This window comes from Micromonospora sicca (assembly GCF_003172935.1).
GTDB lineage: Bacteria > Actinomycetota > Actinomycetes > Mycobacteriales > Micromonosporaceae > Micromonospora > Micromonospora sicca.
Map to the genome: position 1 here is coordinate 1 of NZ_QGKS01000348.1, position 10,419 is coordinate 10,419.

11 protein-coding genes and 1 pseudogene are annotated in these 10,419 nt (G+C 74.8%); 5 read left to right on the forward strand and 7 right to left on the reverse strand.

Annotated features, from left to right (window positions below; all coding sequences use genetic code 11):
• Positions 1-447: pseudogene (locus DKT69_RS38580) on the forward strand (hypothetical protein); the annotation flags it as partial.
• Positions 448-567: 120 nt separating this feature from the next.
• Positions 568-1,164 carry a pyridoxamine 5'-phosphate oxidase family protein gene (locus tag DKT69_RS28505; RefSeq protein ID WP_109804564.1) on the forward strand — a complete coding sequence of 199 codons (597 nt, stop codon included), beginning with the start codon at positions 568-570 and terminating at the stop codon, positions 1,162-1,164.
• Between the two features lie 12 nt (positions 1,165-1,176).
• Here DKT69_RS28505 and DKT69_RS28510 read toward each other — a convergent pair whose 3' ends face one another.
• Positions 1,177-2,658 carry a peptide MFS transporter gene (locus DKT69_RS28510; protein ID WP_109804572.1) on the reverse strand — a complete coding sequence of 494 codons (1,482 nt, stop codon included), beginning with the start codon at positions 2,656-2,658 and terminating at the stop codon, positions 1,177-1,179.
• A 218-nt stretch (positions 2,659-2,876) separates the two neighbouring features.
• Between DKT69_RS28510 and DKT69_RS28515 the strand changes: the two genes are divergently transcribed.
• Complete coding sequence (locus tag DKT69_RS28515) at positions 2,877-3,218, forward strand: RNA polymerase-binding protein RbpA (protein ID WP_007070998.1); 342 nt, start codon at positions 2,877-2,879, stop codon at positions 3,216-3,218.
• Between the two features lie 64 nt (positions 3,219-3,282).
• On the opposite strand, the gene DKT69_RS28520 is transcribed toward DKT69_RS28515, so the two are convergent.
• From DKT69_RS28520 to DKT69_RS28545, 6 genes are all read right to left on the reverse strand, one after another.
• Positions 3,283-3,807, reverse strand: a complete 525-nt coding sequence (locus DKT69_RS28520; RefSeq protein ID WP_109804565.1) for an FxsA family protein — start codon at positions 3,805-3,807, stop codon at positions 3,283-3,285.
• A 61-nt stretch (positions 3,808-3,868) separates the two neighbouring features.
• Positions 3,869-4,672, reverse strand: a complete 804-nt coding sequence (locus DKT69_RS28525; RefSeq protein WP_109804566.1) for a polyprenol monophosphomannose synthase — start codon at positions 4,670-4,672, stop codon at positions 3,869-3,871.
• 38 nt (positions 4,673-4,710) lie between these two features.
• On the reverse strand, positions 4,711-6,315 hold the full coding sequence (gene lnt, locus DKT69_RS28530) for an apolipoprotein N-acyltransferase (RefSeq protein ID WP_109804573.1): 1,605 nt from the start codon (positions 6,313-6,315) through the stop codon (positions 4,711-4,713).
• A 71-nt stretch (positions 6,316-6,386) separates the two neighbouring features.
• Entirely contained in the window at positions 6,387-6,752 is a 366-nt protein-coding gene (locus DKT69_RS28535; RefSeq protein ID WP_255544407.1) for a PIN domain-containing protein, read from the reverse strand.
• Positions 6,753-6,781: 29 nt separating this feature from the next.
• Positions 6,782-7,090: a hypothetical protein gene (locus DKT69_RS28540; RefSeq protein ID WP_109804568.1), complete on the reverse strand. Its 309-nt coding sequence runs from the start codon at positions 7,088-7,090 to the stop codon at positions 6,782-6,784.
• An 87-nt stretch (positions 7,091-7,177) separates the two neighbouring features.
• On the reverse strand, positions 7,178-8,755 hold the full coding sequence (locus DKT69_RS28545) for an FAD-dependent oxidoreductase (RefSeq protein WP_109804569.1): 1,578 nt from the start codon (positions 8,753-8,755) through the stop codon (positions 7,178-7,180).
• A 72-nt stretch (positions 8,756-8,827) separates the two neighbouring features.
• Between DKT69_RS28545 and DKT69_RS28550 the strand changes: the two genes are divergently transcribed.
• Together DKT69_RS28550 and DKT69_RS28555 are read left to right on the forward strand one after the other, a co-directional pair.
• Positions 8,828-9,409, forward strand: coding sequence for a helix-turn-helix domain-containing protein (locus DKT69_RS28550; protein WP_109804570.1), 582 nt, complete (start codon positions 8,828-8,830; stop codon positions 9,407-9,409).
• Between the two features lie 73 nt (positions 9,410-9,482).
• Entirely contained in the window at positions 9,483-10,169 is a 687-nt protein-coding gene (locus DKT69_RS28555; RefSeq protein ID WP_109804571.1) for an alpha/beta fold hydrolase, read from the forward strand.
• The last annotated feature ends 250 nt before the right edge of the window (positions 10,170-10,419 follow it).

The window sequence follows — 10,419 nt, forward strand, 5'->3', positions numbered from 1 at the left end:
ACGCGCTCGGCCGGCGAGGCCCTGGAGCGGGCCGAGCGGCTGCGCGCCGAGGCCATGCAGGCCCGGACCGAGGCCGAGGCCGCGCGGGCCGAGGCGGCCCGGGCGGCGGCGGCCGCGGCCGAGGCCGACCGCGCCCGTCAGCAGGCGGAGGACGCCCAGGGCCGGGCCGAGGCCGCCCGGCAGGAGGCCGTCGCGACGGCCACCGCCGCCCGCGCGGAACTGGCGGGCCGCACGGCCGAGCGGGACGGCCTGACGGCCGAACTGGCCGCCGCACGGGAAGCCGCCGCGTCCGTCGAGGCCCGGCTGGCCGAGCTGACGGTACGGCTGCGCTCCGTCGAGGCCGACCGGGACCTGGCCCAGCGGCGGGCCGCGCAGCTCGCCGACCAGGTCAGCGACCTCGCCGGCGCCCTGGCCCGGCTCAGCTCCCGCCAACCGGACAACGCCTGACACCCGTCCCCGCGATCTCTCGGGCACGCGTCGCCACCGGCCCGGGAAGTGACCGCCGGCACGTCACCGCAGGCTGGGACGGGACAGCGGCACGACCCCGTTGGCGGCGATGATGCCGAGGTGGGAAAGACGTACGAACGCATCGACGGTCGGCTGCGCACCTTCATCGAGGAGCAGCCGATGTTCTTCACCGCCACCGCGCCGCTGTCCGGCGACGGCACGGTCAACCTCTCCCCCAAGGGGTTGCGCGGCTCCTTCGCCGTCGTCGACGACCGGACGGTCGCCTACCTGGACTTCGCCGGCTCCAATGCGGAGACCATCGCCCACCTGCGGGAGAACGGCCGGATCACGCTGATGTGGTGCGCGTTCTCCGGCCCGCCGAACATCGTGCGGGTGCACGGCCGCGGCGAGCCGGTGTTCCGCGACGATCCCCGCTGGGTGGACCTGGTCCGGTTCTTCCCGGACATCGACACGAGCGTGCACGGCCTGCGCGCGATCATCCTGGTGCGTGCCGAGCTGATCCGCGACACCTGCGGCTACGCGGTTCCGCTGATGACCTACGACGCCGACCGGGACCTGCACGGCAGGCGCTTCGCCCGCGAGGACGACGCCTCGCTGAGCGGGTACTTCGCCGGGAAGGAACACGTCGCCAGCAGCATCGACGGGCTGCCCGGGCTGCCGCTGCCGCTGCCGCTGCCGCCGACCCCGGCGGTGTGACGGCGGGGCCGGTCAGTGGATGCCGGCCATCAGCTGCCGGATGTGCCGGGCGAACATCACCGCGCCGAGCCCGAGCACCACCGACGCCAGCCCGAAGGTGAGGAAGTACGTAGGCTCTGGCCACGTCTCGGCCAGCCGGGCCACCTGGCCACCGATGGCGTCGCCGACGGCGGTGGCGAGGAACCACAGGCCCATCATCTGGCTGGCGTACTTCACCGGGGCGAGCTTGGTGGTGGCCGACAGGCCCACCGGGCTCAGCGCCAGCTCACCGGCGACCTGGATGGCGTACACGGCCACCAGCCACCACGGGGAGACCAGGTCACCGCCGACGGCGGCCTGGGCGGCCGCGGCCATCAGCACGAACGACAGCCCGTTGAGGACCAGGCCGACGGCGAACTTCATCGGCGTGGAGACCCGGTGCCCGAGGCGCAGCCACAGCCAGGCGGCCAGCGGCGCGCCGATGATGATCAGGATCGGGTTGACCGACTGGAGCCAGGATGCGGGGAAGGTGAACCCGAGGACGTCCCGGTCGGTCTTGTCGGCGGCGAAGATGTTCAGCACCGAGCCCGCCTGGTCGTAGATCAGCCAGAACGCCGCGGCGAAGACGAACAGCCACAGGTATGCCTTCATCCGGCTGCGCTCGGTCCCGCTGATCTCCCCGTCGGTGAGGATCCGGGCGAAGTAGCCGATGGTCACCAGCACCGTGACGACGGTGAGCAGGTTCACCACGGTGTTGACGGTGAAGAGCCCGAACAGGGCGAGGACGGCGAGCACCAGCAGCACCGCGACGGTGACGACGGCGATGCGGGTCAGCGCGCGGCGGCGGTCCGCGCCGAGCAGCGGGTCGGCGGGCCGGGCGCCGGCCTCGCCGAGGTTGCGCCGGCCCAGGACGTACTGCAGCACACCGAAGGTCATGCCGATCGCGGCGGCGCCGAAGCCCAGGTGCCAGTTGATCTTCTCGCCGAGGAAGCCGGTGACCAGCGGCGCGATGAACGCGCCCAGGTTGATGCCCATGTAGAAGATGGAGAAGCCGGCGTCGCGGCGCGTGGAGTCCCGGTCGTACAGGGCGCCCACCATGGTCGAGATGTTGGGTTTGAGCAGCCCGGTGCCGAGCACGATCAGCGCCATGCCGGCGAAGACGCTCCACCGGGCGGGGATCGCCATCACGTAGTGGCCGGCGGCGATGACCACGCCGCCCCACAGCACGCTGCGCCGGGCCCCGATGAGGCGGTCGGCGACCCAGCCGCCGGGCAGCGCCATCAGGTAGACCATCGCGTTGTAGGTGCCGTAGACGGCGTTGGCGGTGGACTCCCGGATGGCCAGCCCGTCGTCGGCCACCGCGGCGGTGAGGTAGAGCACCAGGATCGCGCGCATGCCGTAGAAACTGAACCGCTCCCACATCTCGGTGAGGAACAGAGTCGACAGCGCCCGCGGGTGACCGAAGAAGGTCTTCCCGCCGGGCGGTCGGGCGTCGACCGGCGCGTCACTGGTCATCGTCACCTCCGGCACACCTGGGGCGGCTAACATCCCCGGTGACAGCGAAAACACTCCACCGTTTCAACCCGGCCGGGGACGACCCCGCCGGGCTCAGGTCATGGCCGGTTACCCTTGCAGGGGTCCCGGGGCCGGATCACCCACCTGGGCGGGAATGCCCCGGTGGCGACGGACCGTTACACGAGAAGACCAGCACCACGAACGAGGGGAAGTCGATCATGGGCGAGCGTATGCTGCGCGGAAGCCGCCTGGGCGCGGTGAGCTACGAATCCGACCGCAACACCGAGCTCGCGCCGCGTCAGACCCGCGAGTACCTGTGCGCCAAGGGCCACCAGTTCGAGGTGCCGTTCGCCGTCGACGCTGAGGTCCCGACGACCTGGGAGTGCAAGTTCGACGGCAGCGTCGCCCGGCTCGTCGACGGCACCGAGCCGGAGCAGAAGAAGGCCAAGCCGCCGCGTACCCACTGGGACATGCTGCTGGAGCGGCGCTCCATCGCCGAGCTGGAGGACATCCTGGCCGAGCGACTCCAGGAGGTCCGCACCCGCCGCGGCCGCGCCTGAGCGCACCACGTACGACCGAAGCGCCCCCGGGAAGGTTCTTCCCGGGGGCGCTTCGCCGTCTCGTTCAGGGCCGGCCGGGCTCGATGATCTCGCCCTCGATGGCCCGCCCGGGGTCCGTCACCGGCTGCTGCGGGGCGGTCGGCGTGGGCGCCGGCTGCGGGGCGCCGCGCCGCACCCGGACCCGACGCGGGCCGAACAGGTCACCGGCGACCATCGACGACACCCGGCGCTCGGCGGCACGCTGCACACCGACCCGGGCGAGTCGACGCAGCGGCGGGACCAGCAGCAACAGCCCGACCACGCCGCTGACCAGCCCGGGGGTGGCCAGCAGCAACGCACCCAGCAGCCCCACCAGCCCGTCGGTCACCTGCGGTCCCGGCGGTTGACGCGACTCCACGGCGGCCCGGAAGCCCCGCCACGCGCGCATCCCCTCCCGGCGCAGCAGCACCAGCCCGAGCAGGGACGCCGCGAACACCAGCAGCACCGCGGAACCGAACCCGATCCCCCGGCCCACCAGGACGAACACCGTCAGCTCCAGCACCGCGAGCAGCAGCAGGGCCGGCGGTACGAATCTCAGTCCTCGGCGCATGTCACCTCATCTGCCTGGGGCGGGTCGGACATCCGCCCTGTCCAGCATGACACGGCGCCGCTCAGGGCCACCGGACCTGACCGTCGGGGGTGCCGTGCAGGCCCCGCCGCACCGCCGTGCGCCGGTCCTGCAGCGCCCACCCGGTGATCCGCCACAGCGCCTCGGCCACGATCAGCGGGCTCATCTTGCTGTCGCCGTGCTCCCGCTCGGCGAAGGTGATCGGCACCTCGACGATCCGCACCCCGGCGCGGTGCGCCAGCCGGGACAGCTCCACCTGGAAGGCGTACCCCTGCGAGCTGACCGACTCCAGGTCGATCGCGTCGAGGGCCGTCGACCGGTACACCCGGTAGCCGCCGGTGGCGTCGGCCACCGGCATGCCCAGCGCCAGCCGCGCGTACAGGTTGCCGCAGCGCGACAGCAGCAGCCGGCGCAGCGGCCAGTTCAGCACCTGCGCTCCGGGCGTCCACCGGGAGCCGATCACCACTTCGGCGTCGCGGGCGGCGTCCAGCAGCGCCGGCAGGTCCTCCGGGGCGTGCGAGCCGTCGGCGTCCATCTCCACCACCGCGTCGTACTCGCGGCTGCGGGCCCACGCGAACCCGGCCAGGTAGGCCGCGCCGAGCCCTTCCTTGCTCTGCCGGTGCAGCACGTGCACCTGCGGGTCGGTCCGGGCGAGGGCGTCGGCGATCGCGCCGGTGCCGTCGGGGCTGTTGTCGTCGGCGACGAGGATCTCCACCGCGGGCGCGGCCTCGCGTACCCGGGCGACGATCCGGGTGACGTTGTCGGCCTCGTTGTAGGTGGGGATGACCACGAGGACCCGTCCCACCCCGGGATGGCCGACCGTCCGCCTCTCGGCTGCCTCGACCACCGCGTTACCGCCCTTCCGCGCGTACCGGCCCAGTCGTCCTAGTCGGGGGCGGCCTCCCGGCGGCGGCGCAGCACCGCCGCGCCGGCCAGGGCCGCGACGGCGAGCGCCGCGAGCGCCACCTCCGGCCACACTCCCGCCCGGGTGGCCGGCGTACGACCGTCCCCGAGCTGCATCTGCCGGACCACCACCGCCGCGGTGTTGAATCCGGTGGCACCGGTTACCCGCCCGTCCGGGGTAACGAACCCGGACACTCCGACCGTGGAGGCCATCAGCGCGGCCCGGCCGTGCTCGACCGCCCGCAGCCGCACCATGGCCAACTGCTGGCGGGCCTCGGCCACGTCGAAGGTGGCGTTGTTGGTCTGCACCACCAGCAGCTGCGCGCCGCCGGTGACGGTGTCCCGGACGATGCCGTCGTAGGCGACCTCGAAGCAGATCACGTCGCCGAGCACCGCCGGCCCGGCGTCGAGCACGCCGGGGTGGGTGCCCGCGACGAAGTCGGAGCGGACCCGGTCGACCTCGGAGCTGACCGCCCGGGCGATGGAACGCAGCGGCACGTACTCGGCGAACGGCACCGGGTGCCGCTTGGTGTAGAGCTGATCGAGGTCGGCTCCGCTGCCGGGCCGCCACAGCAGGCCGGCGTTGCGGACCTGCCCTTCGCCCGGGCCGAGCAGCACCGCGCCGACCAGGATCGGCGCGCCGATGGCGTCGGCGGCCTGGGAGATGCGGTCCCCGGCGCCGGGGTTGCGCAGCGGGTCGATGTCGCTTGAGTTCTCCGGCCAGACCACCAGGTCCGGTCGGGGCTGCGCCCCGGCGGCGACCTGCGCGGCGAGGGTCAGCGTGGCGTCGACGTGGTTGTTGAGCACGGCCTGGCGTTGGGCGTTGAAGTCCAGCCCGAGCCGGGGCACGTTGCCCTGCACGATGGCCACGGTGACGCTGTCGCCGCCGCCGCGTACGCCGACGGGCACCGCCGACCCGGCGCCGAGGACGACGGCCAGCGCGGCGAGCAGCCCGGCCACCGGCCGCCACTGACCGGCCTGGTGCTGCCACGGCCGCCAGGCGACGGCGACCAGCAGCCCGCCGGCCAGCGCCACCGCGAAGGTCACCAGCGGGGCCCCGCCGAGCGCGGCCAGCGGCAGCAGCGGCGAGGAGTCCTGGCTGAACGCCAACCGCCCCCACGGGAACCCACCGAAGGGGGTGCGGTCCCGCAGCGCCTCCTGCCCCACCCACAGCAGCCCGGTCAGCGCCGGCCACGCCCACCGCCACCGCTCGGCCAGCGGGGTCACCCAGGCGGTGGCCGCGCCGAGCAGCGCCAGGTAGCCGGCCTGCAGCAGGGACAGCAGCACCCACGGCAGGTAGCCGGTGTGCAGGTTCGTCCATTCCAGCAGCGGCGCGAACAGCGCCACCCCGGTGAGGAAGCCCAGCCCGGCGCCGGCGCGCAGCCGCCGCCGGTGCGCGGCCGCGGCCAGCAGCGCCACGCCGACCGGCGCCAGCGGCCACACCCCGTACGGGGGGAACGCGGCCAGCAGCGCCAGTCCGGCCACGAGCGCCAGCGGCACGGCCACCTTCAACGGGAGCGGACGTCCGGTCCCGCCGTCGCGTACCCCGGCGGTGGCACGCGCCTCTTCCCGGTCGAGCATCGTCACCGGCACCTCACCACGATCACGGGCCGAAGGCTACCCGGCCGGCGCCGTCCGATGCCGGTGCGGTGGCCTGCCTAGTCGGGCAGTGGGATCACCGGCAGGTCCCCGTCGCCGTACCGCGGCTCCCCGGTCAGGATCGGGGCGTCGTGCTCCAGGCAGGCCAGCACCGTGGTGGCCAGGTCCACGCGGCCGGTGAAGCCCCGCCAGTAGGCCAGTTCCTGCCACGACCCGGCGGGAGTCGGCAGCATGGCGCACGCGTCCAGACCGAGCAGCCGGTGCAGCGCCGCCCGGTCCTTCGGGTCGTCGACGACGGCGAGGGTCTCGGCGGCGGTCACGGCGGTCACGCCGAACCGCACCCCGTCGGCGATCACCTCGTGCAGCGGCTCCCCCACGTGCACCGAACCGGCCAGGTAGGCCAGCAGCGCGGACCGGTCCAGCATCAGCCGCACCGGCGGCGCGTCGTACGCCGTCACGCGGCCGGCGCCTGCGAGGAGCCGGTGACCTCGTTGTCGACCGCGTGGCGGACCCGCTCGCGCACCGCCTGGTAGCGCTCGGGCGGCCACGCCGCGTCCACCGCGGCGCGTGCCGCCCTCGCCCGGGCCACACCGTCCTCGGTGACCTGGATGCCCTGGTGCGCCAGTTCGGCGGTCAGCGCCTCCCGACGCATGAGCGCACGGGCGGCCTCCACCAGGTAGGCGCTGGCGTTGGGCTCACGCTCCAGGCGCTCGGCGACGTCCGGTGGAACGGAGATCGACAGCTTCCTCACCGGTCTGGTCATACCAGGCAGGATACCTGGTATGACCAGACCGGCGTGGCGTCGACGGGGGCTTCGGTGGGCGCGGGCAGCGGCAGGTGGCCGCCGGGTTCAGCTGCGGCGTGCCACCAGCACGGCGTCGTGGATGGTGATGTCGCGTCCGTCGTGGTCCACCGCGGCCCGCGGCCGGGCCTCGGCCGCACACACCTGCCACACGTCGGGGTCGAGGTCGGCGGCGACCTCCTCGGCGGTGTACATCATGTCGGGGAAGTGCATCCGGTGTGCGGTGGTCCGCAGGTCGGACGGGTGGTGCCCGACGATCAGCAGGGTGCCGCCCCGGGCGACCGCGGCGGCCAGCCGCGCGAACAGCTGCCGTCGCGCGTCGCCGGGCAGGTGCATGTACTGCGCCGACACCAGGTCGTACCGGCCGGCCGGCGGCTGTTCCCGCAGGTCGGCCTGCGTCCAGGTGATCCGCGCGGCAACCGGCTCGCCGGCCGCTTCGGCGTGCGCGGCGGCCCGCCGCAGGGCGGTGTCGGCGATGTCGACCGCGGTGACCTGCCAGCCCCGCTGCGCGAGCCAGACGGCGTCGGCGCCCTCGCCGCAGCCGACCTCCAGCGCCCGCCCCGGAGCCAGGGCGGTGGCCTCGGCCACCAGTTGCGGGTTGGGCCGCCCGCTCCACACCGCCGGCCGGGCCTGGTAGCGCTCCTCCCAGGCGGCCCGCTCGAACATCGTGCTCAGGTCACGCCGGTAGCCGGCGACGGCGTCGTCGGTCTCCTCGGCGACCAGGTCGGCGTTGATGGCCGCGCCGGCGGTCAGCCCGGCCCCGGCGGCCGTGACCACCTGCGCGCGTACGTCGGCGACGTTGCCCGCCACCCACACGCCGGGCACGGCGGTGGCGCCGGTCGGGTCGGCGGGGATCTGCGCGCCGACGACGTGACCGGCCATCTCCACGTCGGCCGGGGCCAGCCCGAGCGACCGCAGCACGCCCGCCCGCGCGGTGGCCCGGGCGGCCACCACCACGGCGTCGAGCGCGACGACCTCGCCGGAGGTCAGCCGCACCCCGGTGAGCGCGTCGCCGGTCACCTCCAGCGCGGCGACCGGGCCGTCGACGACGGCGATCCCGCGCGCCGCCAGCCGCTCGGCCTCCTCCGCGTCCGGCTCCGGGACGTCGTGCAGCAGCAGCGTCACGTGCGGGCTCCACTGCCGCCACAGCTGCGCCTGGTGCGCCGCGAGGGGCCCGGTGGCCAGCACCCCGATCCGCCGGTCCCGGACCTCCCAGCCGTGGCAGTACGGGCAGTGCAGCACGTCGCGTCCCCACCGCCCGGCCAGCCCGGGCACGTCGGGCAGTTCGTCGACCAGCCCGGTGGTGACCAGCAGCCGCCGGGCCCGCACGTCCCGCCCGTCGTGCAGGGTCACCAGGAACCCGTCGCCGTCGCGCGTCGCGTCCTCGGCCGTCCCGGCGACGATCTCGCCGCCGTACCGGGTGACCTCGTCGCGGCCGGCGGCGAGCAGGTCGGCCGGCGGCGTGCCGTCGTGGCCGAGGAAGTTGTGCACCTGCCCGGCCGGCGCGTTGCGGGGCTGCCCCGCGTCGATCACGAGCACGGACCGCCGCGCCCGGGCCAGGGCCAGCGCCCCGGCGAGCCCGGCGGCCCCACCGCCGACCACCACCACGTCGTATCTGTCGTTCATCGTCGCCTCCGTCGCTGTTGTCGGTGCCCACCGTGCGCCCGACCCGGCTCGGCGGCAAGTAATGTTGCTGTTATGGCAAACGAGGAGTCGGCGGTGCTGGCGGCGGTGGGTCCCCGGCTGCGGGCCCTGCGCACCCGGCGCGGCGTCACCCTGGCCCAGCTCGCGGAGACCACCGGCATCTCGGTCAGCACCCTGTCCCGGTTGGAGTCCGGTGGCCGCCGGCCCACCCTGGAGCTGCTGCTGCCCCTCGCCCGCGCCCATCAGGTGCCGCTGGACGAGTTGGTGGGCGCGCCGGCCACCGGCGACCCGCGGGTGCACCCGCGCCCGATCGTCCGCCACGGCATCACGTTCCTGCCGCTGACCCGCCGCCCGGGCGGCCTGCAGGCGTTCAAGCAGATCCTGCCGCCGCACACCCCCGCCGAGCCGCGACAGCAGACCCACGAGGGCCACGAGTGGCTGTACGTGCTGTCCGGCCGGGTCCGCCTGCTGCTGGCCGAACACGACCTGCTGCTGACCCCCGGCGAGGTCGCCGAGTTCGACACCCGCCTGCCGCACGCGGTCGCCAACCCGGATTCGCAGCCCGCGGAACTGCTCACCCTGTTCGGCCCGCAGGGCGAGCGGCTGCACGTCCGCGCCCGCCCCGCCGCCCGCTGACCCTGGCGCGTTCCCGCCCGCACCTGTCGGACCCGGCTGGCATCCTGTGCCACATGCGACCACGGGGGCGACGATGACGTACGTGCTGATTCCCGGTGCCGGTGGCAGCGGCGACTACTGGCGGCTGCTCGTCGACGAGCTGCGCCGCCGGGGCCGGGAGGCGGTGGCGGTGGACCTGCCCGCCGCCGACGAACACGCCGCCCTGCCCGAGTACGCCGACACGGTCCGCGCCGCGGTCGACGGCCACCGGGACGTGACGCTGGTGGCGCAGTCGCTGGGCGCGTTCACCGCGCCGCTGGTCGCCGACCATCCGGCGGTGCGGCTGCTGGTGCTGGTCAACCCGATGATCCCCGCGCCCGGGGAGACCGCGGGCGACTGGTGGGCGGCCACCGGCCACGCGCCGGCCCGCGCCGCATACGCGGCCGCGCAGGGCCGCGACCCGGACGCCGATGTGGACCTGGCGGTGGACTTCTTCCACGACGTGCCGCAGGAGGTGACGGCGCGGCTCCTGGCCGCCGGCGGGCCGTCGGAGTCGCCGGCGGTGTTCACCCGGCCCAATCCGCTGCGCCGCTGGCCGGACGTGCCGACCCGGGTGGTGTCCGGCCGCGACGACCGGTTCTTCCCGCTGGAGTTCCAGCGGCGGCTCGCGCGTGAGCGTCTCGGCGTGGAGCCCGACGAGCTGCCCGGCGGGCACCTGCTCGCGTTGAGCCGGCCGGTGCTGCTCGCCGACCGGCTGGAGGCGTACCGGCGGGAGGTCTGAGACGGGGAACGAAATCGGGGCGCGGCTCGCGCCGCGCCCCGATGCTCCCAGGCCCTTCCCGGCCGGTGGGACGAGGATGAACGGCGCCGACCTTCGGACCGACCGGACGCGGACTGGCTGCCCCCGCCTGGCCGTTGTCTACTGGCCGTGCCTTTCACCCCGCCCGTACACCGGTAACCGCGGCCGGTCCGCGCCGCCCCGCCGACCCCCGCCCGCTGGACCTGGCCGCCGCGACGAGGTGCATCAGTGT